The 17,837-nt window shown below is 72.0% G+C and carries 17 protein-coding genes and 1 pseudogene; 2 read left to right on the top strand and 16 right to left on the bottom strand.

The features are described from left to right. Window positions 1-65: 65 nt before the first annotated feature. Entirely contained in the window at window positions 66-686 is a 621-nt protein-coding gene (locus IH48_RS0130445) for an RNA polymerase sigma factor (RefSeq protein WP_030911849.1), read from the bottom strand. Window positions 687-741: 55 nt separating this feature from the next. Then, the gene (locus IH48_RS0130440; RefSeq protein WP_199810033.1) at window positions 742-1,308 is read right to left on the bottom strand and encodes a TetR/AcrR family transcriptional regulator; all 567 of its coding nucleotides are present in this window, start codon (window positions 1,306-1,308) and stop codon (window positions 742-744) included. 100 nt (window positions 1,309-1,408) lie between these two features. Between IH48_RS0130440 and IH48_RS0130435 the strand changes: the two genes are divergently transcribed. After that, a complete protein-coding gene (locus tag IH48_RS0130435; protein WP_030911843.1) occupies window positions 1,409-2,458 on the top strand; it encodes a zinc-binding dehydrogenase in 1,050 nt (349 codons plus the stop codon). A gap of 62 nt (window positions 2,459-2,520) precedes the next feature. Here IH48_RS0130435 and IH48_RS37230 read toward each other — a convergent pair whose 3' ends face one another. Together IH48_RS37230 and IH48_RS0130430 are read right to left on the bottom strand one after the other, a co-directional pair. After that, the gene (locus tag IH48_RS37230) at window positions 2,521-2,859 is read right to left on the bottom strand and encodes a GNAT family N-acetyltransferase (protein ID WP_234434439.1); all 339 of its coding nucleotides are present in this window, start codon (window positions 2,857-2,859) and stop codon (window positions 2,521-2,523) included. A 24-nt stretch (window positions 2,860-2,883) separates the two neighbouring features. Continuing rightward, window positions 2,884-3,864, bottom strand: a pseudogene (locus tag IH48_RS0130430) (pirin family protein); the annotation flags it as partial. Between the two features lie 144 nt (window positions 3,865-4,008). Here IH48_RS0130430 and IH48_RS0130425 point away from each other — a divergent pair. Next, window positions 4,009-4,569 (top strand): hypothetical protein, encoded by a 561-nt coding sequence (locus IH48_RS0130425; RefSeq protein ID WP_030911836.1) that lies wholly within the window; start codon window positions 4,009-4,011, stop codon window positions 4,567-4,569. 23 nt (window positions 4,570-4,592) lie between these two features. On the opposite strand, the gene IH48_RS0130420 is transcribed toward IH48_RS0130425, so the two are convergent. The 12 genes from IH48_RS0130420 to IH48_RS0130365 all read right to left on the bottom strand — a co-directional run bounded on the left by IH48_RS0130420 (window position 4,593) and on the right by IH48_RS0130365 (window position 17,496). Continuing rightward, window positions 4,593-5,600, bottom strand: a complete 1,008-nt coding sequence (locus IH48_RS0130420; protein ID WP_030911834.1) for a sugar phosphate isomerase/epimerase family protein — start codon at window positions 5,598-5,600, stop codon at window positions 4,593-4,595. 31 nt (window positions 5,601-5,631) lie between these two features. Continuing rightward, window positions 5,632-7,038 (bottom strand): alkaline phosphatase family protein, encoded by a 1,407-nt coding sequence (locus IH48_RS0130415; protein ID WP_030911831.1) that lies wholly within the window; start codon window positions 7,036-7,038, stop codon window positions 5,632-5,634. Then, entirely contained in the window at window positions 7,035-8,201 is a 1,167-nt protein-coding gene (gene eboE, locus IH48_RS0130410) for a metabolite traffic protein EboE (RefSeq protein ID WP_030911828.1), read from the bottom strand. The genes IH48_RS0130415 and eboE overlap by 4 nt, the downstream gene beginning before the upstream one ends. 2 nt (window positions 8,202-8,203) lie before the next feature. Then, window positions 8,204-9,076 carry a TatD family hydrolase gene (locus IH48_RS0130405; RefSeq protein ID WP_030911825.1) on the bottom strand — a complete coding sequence of 291 codons (873 nt, stop codon included), beginning with the start codon at window positions 9,074-9,076 and terminating at the stop codon, window positions 8,204-8,206. Then, entirely contained in the window at window positions 9,076-9,771 is a 696-nt protein-coding gene (locus tag IH48_RS0130400; RefSeq protein WP_030911823.1) for an EboA domain-containing protein, read from the bottom strand. Before IH48_RS0130400 ends, IH48_RS0130405 begins: the two co-directional genes overlap by 1 nt. Continuing rightward, a complete protein-coding gene (locus IH48_RS0130395; protein WP_051840889.1) occupies window positions 9,768-10,691 on the bottom strand; it encodes a sugar phosphate isomerase/epimerase family protein in 924 nt (307 codons plus the stop codon). Before IH48_RS0130395 ends, IH48_RS0130400 begins: the two co-directional genes overlap by 4 nt. Then, complete coding sequence (locus IH48_RS0130390) at window positions 10,688-11,641, bottom strand: SCO3242 family prenyltransferase (RefSeq protein WP_051840887.1); 954 nt, start codon at window positions 11,639-11,641, stop codon at window positions 10,688-10,690. The genes IH48_RS0130395 and IH48_RS0130390 overlap by 4 nt, the downstream gene beginning before the upstream one ends. Next, complete coding sequence (locus IH48_RS0130385; protein WP_030911813.1) at window positions 11,638-12,813, bottom strand: inositol-3-phosphate synthase; 1,176 nt, start codon at window positions 12,811-12,813, stop codon at window positions 11,638-11,640. Before IH48_RS0130385 ends, IH48_RS0130390 begins: the two co-directional genes overlap by 4 nt. A 123-nt stretch (window positions 12,814-12,936) precedes the next feature. Beyond that, complete coding sequence (locus IH48_RS0130380) at window positions 12,937-13,740, bottom strand: ThuA domain-containing protein (protein WP_051840884.1); 804 nt, start codon at window positions 13,738-13,740, stop codon at window positions 12,937-12,939. Window positions 13,741-13,781: 41 nt separating this feature from the next. Next, window positions 13,782-14,849 (bottom strand): substrate-binding domain-containing protein, encoded by a 1,068-nt coding sequence (locus IH48_RS0130375; RefSeq protein WP_030911807.1) that lies wholly within the window; start codon window positions 14,847-14,849, stop codon window positions 13,782-13,784. A 26-nt stretch (window positions 14,850-14,875) separates the two neighbouring features. Beyond that, window positions 14,876-15,937, bottom strand: a complete 1,062-nt coding sequence (locus IH48_RS0130370) for an ABC transporter permease (RefSeq protein ID WP_030911804.1) — start codon at window positions 15,935-15,937, stop codon at window positions 14,876-14,878. Beyond that, entirely contained in the window at window positions 15,934-17,496 is a 1,563-nt protein-coding gene (locus IH48_RS0130365; protein WP_078850142.1) for a sugar ABC transporter ATP-binding protein, read from the bottom strand. The genes IH48_RS0130370 and IH48_RS0130365 overlap by 4 nt, the downstream gene beginning before the upstream one ends. Window positions 17,497-17,837: the final 341 nt, after the last annotated feature.

Here is a 17,837-nt window from a genome sequence, read left to right as displayed (position 1 = left end):
CTGCCGTCCGTCCTCGTGTGATTCCCGCACTCGCCTGTTGTCCTACGCGCTGGGCGTCGCGCCGCTCATATCGACCGCCTCAGCGTAAGGGGTTGTGCTCTCGTCTCCTCGGCGCCGCCGAGTTGGCGCGCCAGCCGCTTCAGCCCGCGGGAGGTGGCACTGCGTACGGCGCCGGGACGCTTGCCGAGCACACGCGCGGCGGACGGGCCGTCGAGGCCGACGACGACGCGCAGCAGCACAGCCTCGGCCTGGTCGCGAGGCAGGGTGCGGACCAGCCTGAGCGCGCGCTCGGTGGACAGGCCCTCGAAGGCCTGGTCGTACACGTCGTCCGGTCCCGGAACGTCCAGGAGGTCCGGATCGAGCGCGCTGGTGACGGGGCGGCTGCGACGCCGCCGCAGGTGGTCGAGCGCCCGATGGCGTGCGATGGTCGCGCTCCAGCCGCGAAAGCCCGCGCCGTCACCCTTGAACCGGCCCAGATCGCGGGCGATCTCCAGCCAGGCATCCGACGCCACGTCCTCCGCCTCATTGCCGACGAGCCCGCGCAGATAGCCCAGCAGCCTGGGGTGCACCATCCGGTACACGACCTCGAAAGCGGCGTCATCGCCGCCTTGCGCCCGCGCGACGGCGTCCCCCAACTCCCCGTCCCACCGCTCCGTCCCGCCGCGTGGCCCGCCTGCCTCGCCCACACTCATCCTTGTCCGTACCGTTCGTCGCGACACAGCCCATGCACAGTACTTCGCGTCATCGCAGGCGGCCAGGGGTGCCAAGTGCGCCTTCGACCAGGGCTCTGGCGAGGGCCGTGGTGCCGGTGAGGGTGTCGAGGGGGAGGGGCCGCGCGGCCAGGGCGCCCTCGTGCAGGACCAGGAGGCGGGTGGCGAGCGCGGCCGGGTGGGCGCAGCCCGCCGTCGTGGCGAGGTCTTCGAAGAGGTCGCGCAGCCACAGCTTCTGGCTCGCGGCGATGCGGTGACCGGGGTGCGCGGGATCCGGGAGTTCGGCCAGGGCGTTGATGAACGCGCAGCCCCGCGTGTTCGTCCCGCACCAGGTGCGCAGCGCCTCGAAGGGGGCGGTGACGGCGTCGGCGGCGCCGTCACAGGCGTCGATGGTGGCGCGGACCAGTGAGCGCCAGCGCTCGTCGCGTTGCGTGAGGTAGGCCGCCACCAGGTGGTCTTTCGAGCCGAACCGGTTGTACAACGTCCGCTTCGTGACCCCCGAGTGCTCGGCGATCAGGTCCACGCCCACGGCCGTGATCCCCCGGTTGTAGAACAGCTCCTCGGCTGCGTCCACGATGCGGTGGCCTGCCGGTGTCATGGGCCGCGGTTCCTGCATGATGTGCGCCCTTCACTGATCGGTGTACCGTGGTGTCGAGCAGAAGGTTCACAGATCAGTATAGTTGCGAGGAGGTCGGACGATGGCGGTGCCCGAGACCATGCGCGCGGTGCGCATCACGCGGCACGGGGGGCCCGAGGTCCTTGAGGCGGCCGAGGTGTCCGTGCCCGCGCCGCGGGCGGGAGAGGTGCTGGTGCGGGTCGGCGCGGTGGCGCTGAACAACACCGACCTGTGGACCCGCGAGGGTGCCTATGGCCGCCCGGGTGCGCCCAAGACGCTGTCGGGCTGGCGAGGGCCCATCGACTTCCCGCGCATCCAGGGCGCCGACGTGGCCGGCCGGGTCGCGGCAGTCGGCGCCGGTGTCGCGGAGAGCCTCGCCGGCCGCCGCGTGGTCGTCGACCCCGCGATCTACGACGGTGACGGGCCCGACGCCAACCCGGTGGGCCTGATGGGGAGCGAACGCGACGGCGGGTACGCCGAGTACGTGACCGCGCCGGTGGAGCGCGTGCACGACATGACCGGCTCCCCGCTCGCGGACGACCAGCTCGCCGCGTTGCCGACCGCGTACGGCACGGCGCTCGGCATGATCGCGCGCGGCCGGCTGCGGGAGGGGGAGACGGCGCTCGTCTCGGGCGCGTCCGGCGGTGTCGGCCTCGCGCTGGTGCAGATCGCCCGGGCCCGCGGCGCGCGGGTGGTCGCCGTCAGCAGCGGGGTCAAGATCGGCGCGGTGCACGACGCCGGCGCCCATGCCGTCGTCGACCGGGCGCGGGACGTCGCCGAGCAGGTGCGCGCCGCCGCCCCTGACGGGATCGACGTCGCGCTCGACGTCGTGGCCGGCGAGCTGGTGGGAGAAGGCCTCCCGCTGCTGCGCGAAGGGGGCCGCTGGGTCGTCGCCGGGGCGCTCGGCGGGTACGACCTGCGGTTCGATGTGCGCCGCCTCTACCTGCACAACGCGCAGGTGATCGGGTCGGCGATGCACACACCGACCCACTTCGGCCTGCTCATGGACCTGGCGCGCCGGGGCGCGGTACGGCCCGTCATCGCCGGCACGTTCCCACTGGAGCGGGCGGCCGACGCGCAGCAGGAGCTGGCACGCAGGGGACATGTGGGAAAGATCGTCCTGCGTCCGTGAGCGACGCGGTTGGCAACCGGTGAACTTCGGTCACGACGGCGGACGTTGAGACGCGAGGCCGGTCAGTCCCCGAGGACGGAACCGATCCACGTCAGCACGTCTTCGGTGACCGGATCGGTGACGTCGGCGAATTCATCGTGTTTCCGGATGAACCTCGCCACATAGGGGCAGACGGGCACGATGCGCTTGCCGGCGTTCCGCGCGTCGGTCAGGGCCTGCTGCACGAGATGGGAGGCGAGGCCCTGCCCGGCGTGGGCGTCGTCGATCTCGGTGTGATGGAAAACCCGCTGCGCGTCGCGGTCGCGGAACGCGGCGAACCCGGCGAGTTCCCCGTCGACGAGGATTTCGTAGCGGTGCTTGTCATCCACTCGTTCGACCACACGGCTGCTGGACTGCGTCATCGGGGACCTTCCACGAGGTTGGGAGCGAGGGTTCTTGCGTGGGGTGATGGTGGCATTCGGCAGGGCAGGCGCAAGAAGGCGGTCTCCCTCGTAGCCATCGACGTGGCCGAAGCGGTCGGCCGCGCTCTGCCACGCGTCCCTGGCCTGGACGATCTCGTCGTGGCTGCGTGCGACGAAGTTCCACCACATCACGCTCTGCTCCTCGAACGGCGCCCCTCCGAGCAGGATCATGCGGGCCGCACGATCGGTGGGGTTCTTGAGGGTCAGCGTTGCGCCGCCCGGCGCGAGGTAGCCGAGCTCCGACGGGCGTAGCGGCGTCCCCGCCATGAGTACGTCCCCGTGGTCGACGAGCAGGCCGTGCTCGAACCCGGGATCGATGGCCAAGGTCGTCTCGGCCCGCGGTTCCAGAGTGAGTTCGGCGCCGAGAAGCGGGCTGAAGGTGGGGACTGGTGAGGTGCCGCCCGCGAGGGAGCCGAGAAACACCCTTGCTTCGCCCCCGTCGAATGGGATCGCGCTCGGAACGTGGTGCTCGAACTTGCCGGCGGTGGCCCGATGCCCTTCGGGAAGCGCCAGCCAGAGTTGTACGCCGTGCAGGACGGTGGTGCCGGCGGTGGAGACCTCCGAGTGGCTGATGCCGTACCCGCCTGTCATGAGGTTCAGCTCCCCGGGCACCACGAAGGCATGGGTCCCGAGACTGTCCCGGTGCTCGATCTCGCCACTGAACAGCCAGCTGACCGTCTGCAGACCCGTGTGGGGGTGAGGGGCCACGTCCATGCCGCCGGTCCTGGCGACGTCGTCGGGGCCGTAGTGGTCGGCGAAGCACCAGGCCCCGATCAAGGTACGGGCTCGCTGCGGCAACGTACGCCGTACGGTCATCGCCCGTGGGCCGCCCAGCGGCACGTCCCTCGCCGAGAGGACCTCCACCTGGGATCCGCCCCTCGCGGACTCCTCCTCGGACACTGTCCCGCAACGCAGCTCGGTGAAATCGATCTCGGTATTGCTCACCGTGCGCCGCCTCCGCCCGCCATGTCGTTTGTGATTCAACAAGAGTAGGCGCTGACGCCGCGACGTGCATGACGGTCACCTCAACGAGGTCGGCCAGGACCTTGCGCGGTAGCCTCCGTGGAGCGATCACATCCGGGGGGATCCATGGACACCGCACGAACCGTGCGCCGCATGGCGCCGATACTGCTCGCGGCGTCGCTGCTCACGGCCTGCTCGGCCGGGCACGGCGGGACGTCGTCACCGGCCGCGGACGCCACCACCTCGCCCGCCGCGGTCCGCGCGCCCGCCTCGGCCGCGCCGATCGTCGCCGGTGACAGCGGCGCCACGGGTTCCGGCTCCCCGAGCCCCTCGGGGACGGCGGGCTATCCGACGACGGAACGCGCGCCCGGTTCGCAGGTGCCGGCGGTGCGTGACTCCTTCGCCGTACTCCAGGCCACCTACAACGACGGCTGCACGACCCCGGGGAACTGCGAGTACTTCCTCACCCGCCTGGTGAACAACCTCGACGACCTCTACGACTCGATGAAGGCGAGCCCGAAGGGCCACGCGCACTTCGCCGCGCCGATCGCCCGGATCCGGGCGATGCAGCACGACTTCAAAGGGGACTTCTCCTTCCCCAGCCTCAAGCAGCACAAGCAGCTGCTGACCGCCACACGGGACAAGGTCAACGCCTGGATGCAGGGACACCCGGAGGACTACCGGTAGCCCCGATCGCCGCGCGGTGTACCTCAGTTGCCGGAGGAGAACGCCGAGTCGAAGGACCGTTCCGACGGCTCGATCGCGGTGAGCCTGCGGATGAACCTCAGCGCGTCGGGCGCGCCGACCAGGCGGTCCATGCCCGCGTCCTCCCACTCCACCGAGATCGGTCCTTCGTAGCCGATGGAGTTGAGCACACGGAAGCACGCCTCCCACGGGACGTCCCCGTGCCCGGTGGACACGAAGTCCCAGCCTCGGCGCGGGTCCGCCCACGGCAGGTGGGAGCCGAGCCGCCCGTTGCGGCCGTTGAAGCGTTTGACCGACTCCTTGCAGTCCACGTGGTAGATGCGGTCCCTGAAGTCCCACAGGAAGCCGGCCGGGTCCAGGTCCTGCCAGACGAAGTGTGACGGGTCGAAGTTGAGGCCGAACGCCTCCCGGTGGCCGATCGCCTCCAGGGTGCGCACCGTCGTCCAGTAGTCGTAGGCGATCTCCGAGGGGTGCACCTCGTGCGCGAAGCGCACGCCGACCTCGTCGAAGACGTCCAGGATGGGGTTCCAGCGGTCGGCGAAGTCCGCATAGCCGCGTTCGATCATCTCCGGCGGTACGGGCGGGAACATCGCCACCGTGTGCCAGATCGACGAGCCCGTGAAGCCGATGACCGTCTTCACACCGAAGGCGGCCGCGGCCCGGGCGGTGTCCTTGATCTCCTGCGCGGCGCGCTGCCTTACGCCCTCCGGCTCGCCGTCGCCCCAGATACGGGCGGGGAGGATGCCCTTGTGGCGCTCGTCGATGGGGTGGTCGCACACGGCCTGGCCCGTCAGGTGGCAGGAGAGCGCCCAGCACCGCAGGTTGTACTTCTCCAGCAGGGCGCGGCGGCGCGGGATGTAGTCCTCGTCGGCAAGAGCCTTGCCGACCTCGAAGTGGTCGCCCCAGCAGGCGATCTCCAGCCCGTCGTACCCCCACTTCGACGCGAGCCGGCACACCTCCTCGAACGGCATGTCGGCCCACTGGCCGGTGAACAGGGTGATGGGGCGTGGCATCTGGGTTCCTCCCGGTGGTTCATCGGTTCTGTCACGCTGTACGGTGCCGTCGCACCGGCCCGTGCCCCATCTCCGCCAGGCGCAGCAGCAGGTCCTTGACCTCGGTGGCGTCGTAGTGGTCGCGGGCCTCGGCGGGACGGGAGCACAGCAGTACGGGGCCGTCCTCGGGGCGGCCGGGCAGCCGGCCGTGGCTGCCGCGCACCGGGGACGGGTCCAGCGGGACGACGCTCATGCGGTAGCGCATGCCCAGCTTCTTGCGGGCGAGCGCCGCGGCGGCGCGCAGCTTGACCTTGGGGTCCTTCGGGTCCATGAACAGCTCCGCCGGGTCGTATCCCGGCTTGCGGTGGATCTCGACGAGGCGGGCGAAGTCGGGCGCGCGGTCGTCGTCGAGCCAGTAGTAGTACGTGAACCACGCGTCGGGTTCGGCGACGGCGACGAGGTCGCCGGCGCGCGGGTGGTCGATGCCGTGGGCCTTCTTGCCGGCCTCGGTGAGCACGTCCGCCACGCCCTGTGTACCGGCCAGGAGTTCGCGCACGCGCTCCGTGTCGGCGGGGTCGGCGACGTAGACGTGGGCGACCTGGTGGTCGGCGACGGCGAAGGCGGACGACGTCCACGGGTCGAGGTACTCCATGCCGTCCTGGGTGTGGACGTGCAGGAGCCCGGCCCTGCGCAGCACGCGGTTGATGTCCACGGCCCTCGACACGTTGGTGATGCCGTACTCGGAGAGGGCGACGACGGTGACGGAGCGTGCGGCGGCGGCGTCGAGCAGCGGGGCGAGTACGCGGTCGACGTCGGCCGCCGCGGCTGCCGCGCGCGGGTCGTCGGGGCCGTAGCGCTGGAGGTCGTAGTCGAGGTGGGGGATGTAGGCGAGGACCAGGTCGGGTGCCTCGGTGGTCAGGACGTGCCGGGCCGCGTCGGCGATCCAGCGCGAGGACGTGAGGGAGGCCGTCGGGCCCCAGTAGGTGAACAGGGGGAACGTGCCGAGTTTCGCGGTGAGTTCGTCGTGCAGCTGCGGGGGATACGTGTAGCAGTCAGGCTCCTTGCGGCCGTCGGAGTAGTAGACGGGTCGCGGTGTGACGGTCAGGTCGACGTCTGCCCCCATGGCGTACCACCAGCAGATGTTGGCGACGCGGTAGCCGGGGTGCGAGCGCCGCGCCGCCTCCCACACCTTCTCGCCGCCGACGAGGGCGTTGTGCTGCCGCCACAGCATCACTTCGCCCAGCTCGCGGAAGTACCAGCCGTTGCCGACGATGCCGTGGCCGGTCGCGGGCTGCCCGGTGAGCAGGGTGGACTGCACGGTGCAGGTGACGGCGGGGAACGCGGTGTCCAGGCGGGCGGTGAAGCCCGTCTCGCCCAGGGCGCGCAGCCGCGGCATGTGGGCGAGCAGCCGGGGGGTGAGGCCGACGACGTCGAGTACGAGCAGTGGCGCGGGGCTCATGCGGCGGCCTCCTTCAGGCCGAGGGAGAGCAAGTGGTCACGGGTGAAGGCGAGTTCGGCGGCAATGCCGTCGGCGAGCGCGCCGGGCCCGTGCGGCCGGCGGTCCTCGGGGAGCACGCCCCAGGTGTACGTCTCGGCCTCCACATGCGCGGTGCGGGCGGTGTCCCCGCCGAGGAGGGCGGCGAGGGTCGCCTCAAGTTCGGGCCGTGTCGTGGTCAGCGGGGGTTCCGGGTCGGCGTGCAGCGGCACGTGGAAGTGGACGCGCCAGGCGTCCTGGCCGGGCAACTCGCCGGCCAGGGCGGCGTCGAGGTCGTCCACGGCCAGGGGCGCGGGGCCGCGCTCGCGCACCTGGTGCAGGAAGCGGGGTTCGGCGAAGGCGGCCAGCGCGTCACGAGCCGCCGGGTCGGAGGGATCGCCGGCCTGCAAGGCGCAGGACGCCTGCGCCTTGACCACCCGCAGCGCCGCCGCGTCCAGGCGGGCGAGGGCGGCGGCGGGTTCCTCGAAGGCGACGGCGAGGTGGCAGGCGTCCAGGCAGACGCCGATGCGGTCGGTGTCCACGCCGGCCAGGTGGCGGGCGGCCTGGGCCGTGGTCTCGACGACGCATCCGGGCTCGGGCTCCAGGCCGACCCCGACCGTACGGCCGGTCTCGGTTTCGAGGGCCGCGAGCCCGGCGGCCAGCTTGTCCAGGGCCCTGGCCGCCTCGTCCGCCTGCCCGGCCGTCCACGGGGTCCGCCAGCCCAGCGGCACGGTGGAGACGCTGCCGTGGGCCGCGTCGTCGGGGAGCAGGGCGGAGAGCACACGGGCGAGGTCGAGTGTGTAGTGCAGCCGGTCCCGTGTGGTCCAGTCGGGCCGGTAGACGGCGTGCTTGACGACGGGGTCGTGGAAGCCGCGGTAGGGGAAGCCGTTCAGTGTGACGACCTCCAGGCCGCGCGCGTCGAGCTCCCGGCGGAGCCTGCCGACCGCGCTGCCGTCGGCCGCGAGTGCCGCCGCTGCGTCGCGCGCGAGCCACAGCCCCAGGCCGAGTACCGGTACGTCGAGCCGTTCGCGTACGGGCTCGGCGTGGAAGGCCAGTTGGGCGAGGACGCCGTCTAGGTCCTCGGCGGGGTGCACGTTGGTGCAGTACGCCAGGTGGACGAGTGTGCCGTCGGGATGCAGCAGACGCACGGTCACACCTCCGCTCGGACGCCGCGCAGCACGGAGTTGCCCTCGAAGGTGGCGCCGCCACTGGCAGCCCCGAGTGGGGGTTCGTCGAGCTCCAGCTTGCCGCTCTGGCCGTAGAAGGTGACCGGATTGCGCCACAGGACAGCGTCCACCTCGTCGTCGGTGAAGCCGGCGGCGAGCATGGCGTCCCCGGTCCTGCGCGTCTTGAGCGGGTCGCTGCGCCCCCAGTCCGCCGCCGAGTTGACGAGGATCCGCTCGGTGCCGAACTCGCGCAGGACGGCGACCATGCGGCGCTCGTCCATCTTGGTGTCCGGGTAGATGGAGAAGCCCATCCAGCAGCCTGTATCGGCGACTTGGCGCACGGTCACCTCGTTGAGGTGGTCGACGACGACGCGTTCGGGGGCGAGCCCCGACTCCTTCACCACGGCGAGTGTGCGCTCGACGCCCGCGGCCTTGTCGCGGTGCGGGGTGTGGACCAGCGCGGGCAGGTCGTGGGCGACGGCGAGCTGGAGCTGTGCGGCGAACGCCTCGTCCTCCTCGGGCGTCATCGAGTCGTAGCCGACCTCGCCGACGGCGACCACCCCGTCCTTGGGCAGGTAGCGCGGCAACTCACCCAGCACCTCGGCGCAGCGCGGGTCGTTGGCCTCCTTGGGGTTGAGCGCGATGGTGCAGTGGTGCCGGATGCCGAACTGTGCGGCACGGAAGGGCTCCCAGCCGATCAGGGAGTCGAAGTGGTCGAGGAAGCTGCCCACGGAGGTGCGCGGCTGGCCGAGCCAGAACGCGGGTTCCACCAGGGCGCGCACGCCGGCGGCGTGCATCGCCTCGTAGTCGTCGGTGGTGCGCGAGGACATGTGGATGTGCGGGTCGAAGATGCGCATCACGCCTCCCGGGAGCTGCGGGGTTCGGTGGCCGACGTGGGAACGTCAGCGGGGCGGTCCTGGCCGCCGGGGGCCGTGGCCTCGGGGAAGCGTGCCAGGATCGGCCGGATGTCGGCGGGTGTCTCGCGCCCGGCGGCGGCCCGCTCAAGGGCGAACGCGCCCATCATGCGGGCCAGCCGGGCGTCTTCCCGTGCGGGCAGGCCGGGCACCGCGGCCAGCGGGATGCCGGTGAAGACACACTTGAGCACGGCCTGCCGGTAGGCCTCCGCGTCCAGGTGGGCCGTCGCGTAGTCGCCGAGCGCGGCGGCGATCAGGCGGGTGTCGTTGGTGCGCAGCGCGTCGCGTACCAGGGGCAGCGCGCCGTCACCGACGGGCAGCAGCGGCAACGCCCGCAGTACGGCGCGCCGTTCCGCGGCGTCGCCCGTGCGGTACAGCCCGCCGATCTCGTCGAGCAGCCGACCGCCGGTCAACGGCAGCGCGGTGAGCAGCAGGGCGCGGGCCGCGTCGTCCACGCTCCAGCCGTGCGGGTCTGCGGGGTCCAGCGGGCCGCGTCCGCAGCGGCGTCCGGCTGGCGGGAACAGGGAGCGGACGGTCTCGGGGTCGGCTGCCGCGGCGGCGCACGCGCCCGCGAGCCACGCGGAGCCCTGCGCGGTCATCCGTCCTGCCAAGGCGGCTCTGAGGCGGTCGGGGGTCATGCCGTCTCCTCCTCTCGGCGGGCCGTGCGGCGGGCCGCAGGGTGGGCCGCCGGGTCGCACGACCGCAGGAAGTCCAGGGAGCGGCGGGCCGTCCCCGGCGCGTCGTGGCTGTGCCTGGGCAGTTCGACGGCGACGAGGCCGCGGTAGCCGACCTCGTCCAGGGCGTCGAGCACCGGCGGGAAGTCGATCTCCCCGGTGCCGAACTCCAGGTGCTCGTGGGTGCCACGGCGCATGTCGTCGATCTGCACGTTCACCAGCCGGCCCCCGGCACGGCGCACGCACTCGGGCACCGGGTACGGCTCCAGGCAGCGGCAGTGGCCGATGTCGAGGGTCAGGCCGAACGGGGCGGGGTCGCCGAGCGCCGCCGCGAGCCTGCCGTACCCGTCGAGGCTCTCCACGAGCATCCCGGGCTCGGGCTCGAAGCCCAGCGTGACGCCCGCCCGGGCCGCGGTGTCGACGACCTCGGCGCACCCGGCGACCAGCCGGTCCCATGCCGTGCGCGGGTCGAGCTCCGGGGGCCTGACCCCGGCCCAGAAGGAGACGGCCTGCGCGCCGAGGTCGGCGCCGACCGCCACCGCACGGCGCAGGAACTCGACGCGCAGTTCCCGGCCTTCGGACGCGAGCAGGGTCGGCTCGTGCTTGTGCCAGGGGTCGAGCAGGTAGCGGGCCCCGGTCTCGATGATGACGCCGAGACCGAGCCGGTCGAGCCACCGTGCGAGCGCGGCCGTACGGGCGGCGAGGCCGGGCGCGAACGGGTCGAGGTGGTGGTGGTCGAGGGTGAGCGCCACGCCGTCGTAGCCGAGTTCGGCGATGACGGTGAGCGCGTCCTCAAGGCGGTGGTTGGCGAAGCCGTTGGTGCCGAACCCGTAGCGCAGGAGGGGCTCGTCCGGCGCGCGGCCGGCGTCGCGTGGCGCGGTCATGTCGGCGACACCCGCCTCGACAGGGCGCGGGCGGGCGCGAAGACGGCGGCCAGCGCGAGCGCGGGGCGCCGCGCGCCCGCGGACGCGGCGAGCGCGGCCTGCAGCGGGATCAGGCCGAGTATGCCCGCGCCGACGGCCCCGCGCACCCTGCCCGGGGAGGGATCGGCGACGGCGCGGGCCTGCGCGAGGCCCGCGGTGGCACCGTACGCGGCGAGCCCGCAGGCGACGGCCGGCCGGGCAGCGCGGCCCGCGCGCTGCCCGGCCCGCATCGTCCCCGCTGCACCCGCTGCACCCGCTGCCCGTGCGCCGCGCAGCGCCACCGCGGCCGTGACGGCCCCGGTGGCGGCGAGCGCCGCCCCCGGCAGCCACGGGTCGGCGCCGCTGACCTCCGCACGGCTGAGCGCGGTGACGGCCAGGGTGTGTCCCGCGATGGTCGCGGCCGCCGGCAGGGCGGGCCGTGTGCGGCCGACGCCCGCGCCGAGCAGCACGTCGAGACCGCGGGCGGCCGCCATCACCGCGGGCCCCGCCGCGCGCGGCTTGGCCCACAGGTCGTAGGCCCACACCGTCGCCGCGAGCGGCACACCGACCGTCATCGCGCGGCGGCCCTCCGCGGCCGCGGCGAGCCCCAGGGCCGCGGCGGTGAGGCCCACGGCGGTGGACAGCGCGACCGGCGCCGTCACACGGCCGGAGGGGATCGGCCGCTCGGGGCGCTCGACGGCGTCCAGATCGCGGTCGGCCCAGTCGTTGAGCGCCATCCCGGCCCAGTAAAGGCAGACCGACGAGGCGGCGAGGCCGGCCACCGGCAGGCCGGGGCTGCGGCCCGCGGCGGCCGCCCCTGCCAGTACGTCGCCCGGCACGGTGAGCGCGGCCGGTGCGCGCACCAGCTCGGCGAGGTCACGCAGACGCCGGGCGGCACCCGCGCCGGGTCGGGGCGCGGACCGGCGGGTCACCGATCGCCCCCGACGTCCCCGAGCCCGGAGGCGAAGGCACGCAGCGTCTCGTACTGGGCCATCACCGCGTGCTCGTCCGTGCCGATCGGGTCCTTGAAGAAGAAGCCCAACTCGCCCAGCGGGCCCGACACCTCGCGCTCGTGGGCGCGAGCGGTCAGCCGGGCGAGGTCGATCACCAGGGGCGCGGCCAGCGCCGAGTCGCAGCCGACCCAGGTGAACTGCAGGTTCATCCGCACGCCGAGGAACCCGTCGAACGCCACGTGGTCCCAGGCGGTCTTCCAGTCGCCGAGCGCGGGCACGTAGTCGATGTGGACCTCGCCCTCCACGGGGTGCCCCAGCGTCCGGCCGAGCACGTGCTGCTTGGAGACCTCCTTGCTGGCGCTCGCCGCCGGGTCGGCGAGCGTCTCGCCGTCGCCGCCGCCCAGCAGGTTGGTGCCCGACCAGGCCCTCACCCGCAGGCCCCGGGCGGCGAACATCGGCCCGAGTGTGGCCTTGAGCAGGGTCTCACCCGTCTTGCCGTCGTTGCCCGCGTACGGCACGCCGGCCTCCTCAGCCAGCTCGCGCAGCGCGGGGATCCGCATGCCGGGCGACGGCGTGAAGTCGACGTGCGCGCACCCGGCCGTGATCGCGGCGAGCGCGTAGAGGGAACTGGGCGGCAGCACGTCCTCACCGGCGGCGAGGGCCGCGCGCAGGGCCGCGGCCGAGTCGTGCGCGGGGTGCGAAGCGAGCACCGGTTCCGTCGACGACACGTTGACGACGACGACCCGCGCGAGGCCGTGCCGCTCGCGGAAGGCAACGATGTCATCGCGTATCGCCGCGACGGCGTCCCCCTGGCTCGTGGCGCCGTCGGGGAGCGGAGCCTGGCGTATCTCCGCGTCGGCGGCGGCCAGGTCGTCCTGGATGCCCGCAGGCAGCCCGTGCGGCAGCACGCCCGCCTCGACGAGCTGCTCGGCCCGCTTCGGAAGCGGCGTGCAGGCCACGTCGTGGCCCCCGAAGACCAGGTCGGACAGTGCGGGCAGCCCGGCGTCCGGAAAGTCCGGCTGCTCGGTGACACACCCCGCCGTCCCGGCAAGACCCGCACGCAGGGCCGCGGTGCCGGCGACGACCGTGGTGGCCACCGATCCGCGCGCCCCCACCAACCAGACACCCGTACGACTGCGCTGACCTGGCATATCGTCACCTCCATCGGGCCGGGGCGCACTCGCGCCCCGGCCGTCTCGTTCGTCGCCGTCGATGTCGCTGTCCCGTGTGATCCGAGTGATCCGTGTGACCCGTGTGATCCGTGTGTTTTCGGATCAGCCGGTGTGCTCCGGATCGCAGTTGAACTTCGCCGCACCGGCCGTCATCTCGATGCCGCCGAGGATGTGCGAGAGGAACAGCGGGTCGGTGTAGCTCTCCTTGGTGTGGCCCATGCCCGTGTAGAAGGCGCGGCCACCGTCGTACGGATGGCACCAGGCGATCGGGTGGTCCGCGCCCATCGAGCCGCCGTTGTAGCCGACCGGGTCGTACGTCCGCTCGTCAAGGGTGGCCAGTACCCGCACGTTCTCGCGCGGGTTGGAGCGGTAGTTGTACCACTCGTCGGTGCGCTTCCAGCGGTTCGGCAGGCCCCTGGTGGCCGCGGTGCCCCTGCCCACGACGTCGACCGTCGCCGGCTGGGGCGACGGGTGGTCGTTGAAGTACGCGCCGACCAGGCCGCCGTACCAGGACCAGGTGTAGCCGGAGTCGGCGGCGGCGTGGATGCCGACGTAGCCGCCGCCCTGCTCGATGTAGCGCTGGAAGGCGTCCTTCTCGGCCTGCTGGTCCAGTGGGTCGCCCGTGGTGGACAGGAACACGACCGACTGGTACTTCGCCAGGCCGGTGTCGTTGAACACCGTGGCGTCCTCGGTCGTGTCGACGTTGAAGTGGTGTTCCCGGCCGAGCTTCTGGATGGCCGCGACGCCGTCGGGGATGGAGTCGTGGCGGAATCCGGTGGTCTTCGAGAACACCAGCACGTTGTACGCCGGTGTGCCCGCCTGCGCGGTGGCGGCGCTTGTGGCCGCCAGCGGCAGGGCCAGAGCGGCCGCCGAGAGCAGCGCGAAGATGTTTCTACGGGACATCATCAACCTTTCGTGACCTGGTTTCCGAAACGGTGTGCGCCGGATCAGCTGAAGGCGCCGGGCAGGTACTGGTCGACGTTGTCCTTGGTGACGGTCGCCGAGTACAGGGTCACCGAGGACGGCAGGTCCTGCCCGACGAGGTCGCCGATGGCCTTGTGCTGGGCCATGAGCCTGGCGAGCCTGATGGCCGACGCGGACATGTTCGAGGGGTAGACGACCGTGGCCTTGACCACGGAGTTGTCCGCCTTGATCTCCTGCATCACGTGCTTGGAGCCTGCGCCGCCGACCATGAAGAACTCGCTGCGTCCGGCCTGCTTGATGGCCGCCTCCACGCCGATGCCCTGGTCGTCGTCGTGGTTCCACACCGCGTCGAGGTGGGAGCGTGCCTGCAGCACGTTGCTCATCACCTGCTGTCCCGAGTCCGCGGTGAAGTCGGCGGCCTGCCGGATGCCGACGGTGAAGCCGTACTTGGCCAGGCCCTTCTTGAGTCCTGCGCTGCGCTGCTTGGTGAGTTCCAGGTTGTCGATGCCGGCGATCTCGCCGATCACGGGCTTGGAGACGCCCTTCGCCTTGAGGGTCTTGCCGATGTAGAGGCCGGCGTTGAGGCCCATGCCGAAGTTGTCGCCGCCGATCCACGTCCGGTACGCGAGCGGCGTGTCGAAGACTCGGTCGACGTTGACGACGGGGATGCCCGCGTCCATCGCCTGCTGGGCCACGGCCGTCAGCGCCTTGCCGTCGAAGGGCAGGATTACCAGGATGTCGACCTTCTTGCCGATCAGCGTCTGGACCTGGCTGATCTGGGCGTTGACGTCGTTGGTGCCCTCGACGACCTCCAGGTGCACGTCGGAGTACTGCTTGGCCTGTGCCGAGGCGTTCTTGGAGATGGCGGCCATCCAGCCGTGGTCGGCCGCGGGGGCCGAGAAGCCGATGGTGACCTGCTTGCCCGGCTTGTCGTTGTCGGTGCCGGCCTTGGCCGCCGCGTTCAGGTTGCCCGAGGAGTCGTCGGGGCTCTTGTTGCTCGTGCAGCCGGCGACCAGGGCTCCGCCGCCGAGTGCCGCACCGCTGAACAGGAGGCTTCTGCGGTCGAGGCCGCCGCGTCCGCGCTTGTCCATCTCGCTCGTCCTTCCAGTCACGGGGTCTATGGGGTGGCGCCTTTGCGGCCGCGTCGCTGGATCAGCACGGCGGCGACGATGATCAGGCCCTTGGCGATCTGCTGGATGTCGGTCGTCAGGTTGTTCAGGACGAAGATGTTGGTGATCGTGGTGAACACCAGAACGCCCAGGATCGAGCCGACGAGCGAGCCGCGGCCGCCGGTCAGCAGCGTGCCGCCGATGATCACCGCGGCGATCGAGTCCAGTTCGTACAGGTTGCCGAGGTTGCTGGCGCCCGAGGTGGTACGGGCGGTCAGCATGACCGCGGCGATGCCGCAGCACAGCCCTGACAGGACGTACAGCAGCAGGGTGTGGCGCCGCACGCCGAGTCCTGCGAGGCGCGCCGCCTCCTGGTTGCCGCCGATGGCGAACGTCCTGCGGCCGAAGGTGGTGCGGTTGAGCAGCACCCACCCGGCGGCCACGGCGACCGCCAGGATGTAGACCAGCAGCGGGATGCCGAGGAACCTGGTCGACGCGATCGAGTTGAACGACTGGACCGTGACGACCTGCGACTGCCGGTCGGAGATACGTTCCGCCAGCCCGCGTGCGCTCGCCATCATGGCGATCGTCGTGATGAACGCGACGATGCGGCCGTAGGCGATGATCACGCCGTTGACGAGGCCCACGACGGCGCCCACCACCAGCGCGCAGAGGATCATCCCGCCGAGCCCGTAGGACTGCGTGGCCACCGTGGTGCACCACACGGACGCGAGCGCCACGATCGCGCCGACGGACAGGTCGATGCCGCCGCCGATGATGACGAAGGACTGGCCGATCGTGATGACGCCGATGACGGCCGCGCTGCTGAGGATGACCAGGGCGTTCTGGCTGGTCGCGAAGTTGTCCGAGGTCAGCGCGCCGACGACGCAGAGCAGGACGAGCACCGCGAACAGGCCGAGGTTGCGCACCCTGCCCATGTGGCCGAGGAACGCGGGCCCGCCCGGTCCGCCCGGTGACGAGCCGGTTTTCCCGGCGGATCCGGGCGCGGCTTTCTGGGCGGCCGCGGGCAGCGGACCGCTCCCGCCGGGGGGACTGGTCTGCCGGCTCATGCGGAGCTCCCTTCCATCACGAGGTCGAGCACGATCGATTCGTCGAGGTCACGCGCCGCGGCCTCAGTGACCACCCGCCCCTCGCGCAGGACGAGTACGCGGTCCGAGAGACCCAGGACCTCGGGCACCTCGCTGGAGACGAGGAGCACGCCGACCCCGGCATCCGCGAGGCGCCTGATCAGCGCGTACAACTCGGCCCGCGCCCCGACGTCCACGCCGCGCGTGGGCTCGTCGAGCAGCAGGAGCCGGCAGTCCGTGAGCAGCCACCTGGCGACGACGGCCTTCTGCTGGTTGCCGCCGGAGAGCGTGCGCACCGGCCGGGTCGGGTCGGGCGGCCGCAGGTCGAGCTTGCGTACGGCATCCGCCGTGGCCTCCAGTTCGGTGCGCGCGTCCATGAACCCGGCGTGGGCGAACCGCCGCAGCGAGGACATGGACACGTTGTGGGCGATGGAGGAGTGCAGGAACAGCGCCTGGCTCTTGCGCTCCTCCGGCGCGAGGCCGACGCCTGCCCGGACAGCGGCGGCGATGGAGCCGGGCCGCAGCGCGGTGCCGGCCACGCTGACGCGCCCCGAGGCCGGGCGCCGTGCGCCGTAGACCGTTTCGAGGATCTCCGAGCGCCCCGAGCCGACCAGGCCCGCGAGCCCGACGATCTCGCCGGCCCCGACCGTGAGGGAGACGTCCTCGAACTTCCCCGGGAGGCTGAGGTGTTCGACGTCCAGGAGCACCTGGCGCTCCTCGGACCCTTCGCCGCCGCCGCGCCGCGGCGGGAAGACGGACTCGACGGTGCGTCCGGTCATCAGCGCGACGAGCTCGGACGTGGGGGTGGTGCGCGCGGGCAGCCCCCTGGCGACGGTGCGGCCGTCCTTGAGGACGGTGACGCGGTCGCCGATGCGGCGGATCTCCTCCATGCGGTGGGAGATGTAGACCACGGCGACGCCCGCGGCGGTGAGGTCGGCGATGATCCGGAAGAGGTTGTCCACCTCGTCGTGGGCGAGCACCGCGGACGGCTCGTCCATGATGATGAGCCGGGCCTGGTGGGAGAGCGCGCGCGCCATGGACACGAGTTGCTTGCCGGCGGCGGACAGTTCGCCGACCTCGCGGGTGGCGGGGATCTCCGGATGGCCGAGCCGGCGCAGGAGCCGCCGGGTCGCCTCGTGCATCCGCGAGCGCTGGGTGAAGCCCATGCGGGCCTGCTCGTGGCCCAGGTAGATGTTCTCCGCCACGGACAGGCCGTCGGCCAGGTCGAGTTCCTGGTAGATGGTGGCGATGCCGTGCCTCATGGCGGCGGTCGGGCTCGTCAGGGCCACCGGCTCGCCCTCCCAGGCGATGCGTCCCTCGTCGGTCCTGTGGGCGCCCGCGAGGACTTTGATGAGGGTCGATTTGCCGGCGCCGTTCTGGCCCAGCAGGCAGTGCACCTCTCCGGCGACCACGTCGAGGTCGACGCCGTCGAGGGCCCGGACGCCGGGGAACTCCTTGACGACGCCTTGCATCTCGAGCAGCGGGGCACTCATGGGTCTCCCTGTGTGATGCGGTGTCCGCGGGCCCTGTGCGGGCGCCATGGCGGTTCGTCGACTTGTCGATCTCGCTGATCGGAAACAGGCCGCTCACGGCCGCCTGTCGAGCTGAGAGGAAGGTAGTATTTGAAGCGTTGTTTGAAAAGGGTTCGCGAGCCTTTGGTTGCATTCCTGGCCGGAAGCGGCAACTCCTGTAACGGTTCGCGGCAATCGGTTTCGGCGCACACCCCGCCCGCACGTCGTCGACCTGGGAACTCCGACCTCGTGCGTACGGGACGGCGGCGGCGCGGCCGATTACGGGACTTCGGCCGTGAATGATTGGCGAAACCCGTTCCGGGGCAGGGCGGTATTGCGTTCCGCCCTCCCCCGCCGGCGAATACGAATTG

It is taken from the genome of Streptomyces sp. NRRL F-5126 (assembly GCF_000721265.1).
Taxonomy (GTDB): Bacteria; Actinomycetota; Actinomycetes; order Streptomycetales; family Streptomycetaceae; genus Streptomyces.
Note: the sequence above shows the minus strand (reverse complement) of the source record. Positions and strands in the feature narration are given on the sequence as shown.

Coding starts and splice junctions, on each gene's coding strand:
- IH48_RS0130370 (WP_030911804.1), bottom strand. CDS start 15,937: ATGAGCCGGCAGACCAGTCCCCCCGGCGGGAGCGGTCCGCTGCCCGCG.
- IH48_RS0130385 (WP_030911813.1), bottom strand. CDS start 12,813: ATGCCAGGTCAGCGCAGTCGTACGGGTGTCTGGTTGGTGGGGGCGCGC.
- IH48_RS0130435 (WP_030911843.1), top strand. CDS start 1,409: ATGGCGGTGCCCGAGACCATGCGCGCGGTGCGCATCACGCGGCACGGG.
- IH48_RS0130365 (WP_078850142.1), bottom strand. CDS start 17,496: ATGGCGCCCGCACAGGGCCCGCGGACACCGCATCACACAGGGAGACCC.
- IH48_RS0130415 (WP_030911831.1), bottom strand. CDS start 7,038: ATGAGCCCCGCGCCACTGCTCGTACTCGACGTCGTCGGCCTCACCCCC.
- IH48_RS0130380 (WP_051840884.1), bottom strand. CDS start 13,740: ATGATGTCCCGTAGAAACATCTTCGCGCTGCTCTCGGCGGCCGCTCTG.
- IH48_RS0130425 (WP_030911836.1), top strand. CDS start 4,009: ATGGACACCGCACGAACCGTGCGCCGCATGGCGCCGATACTGCTCGCG.
- IH48_RS0130400 (WP_030911823.1), bottom strand. CDS start 9,771: ATGACCCCCGACCGCCTCAGAGCCGCCTTGGCAGGACGGATGACCGCG.
- IH48_RS0130420 (WP_030911834.1), bottom strand. CDS start 5,600: ATGCCACGCCCCATCACCCTGTTCACCGGCCAGTGGGCCGACATGCCG.
- IH48_RS0130405 (WP_030911825.1), bottom strand. CDS start 9,076: ATGCGCATCTTCGACCCGCACATCCACATGTCCTCGCGCACCACCGAC.
- IH48_RS37230 (WP_234434439.1), bottom strand. CDS start 2,859: ATGACGCAGTCCAGCAGCCGTGTGGTCGAACGAGTGGATGACAAGCAC.
- IH48_RS0130375 (WP_030911807.1), bottom strand. CDS start 14,849: ATGGACAAGCGCGGACGCGGCGGCCTCGACCGCAGAAGCCTCCTGTTC.
- IH48_RS0130395 (WP_051840889.1), bottom strand. CDS start 10,691: ATGACCGCGCCACGCGACGCCGGCCGCGCGCCGGACGAGCCCCTCCTG.
- IH48_RS0130440 (WP_199810033.1), bottom strand. CDS start 1,308: ATGACACCGGCAGGCCACCGCATCGTGGACGCAGCCGAGGAGCTGTTC.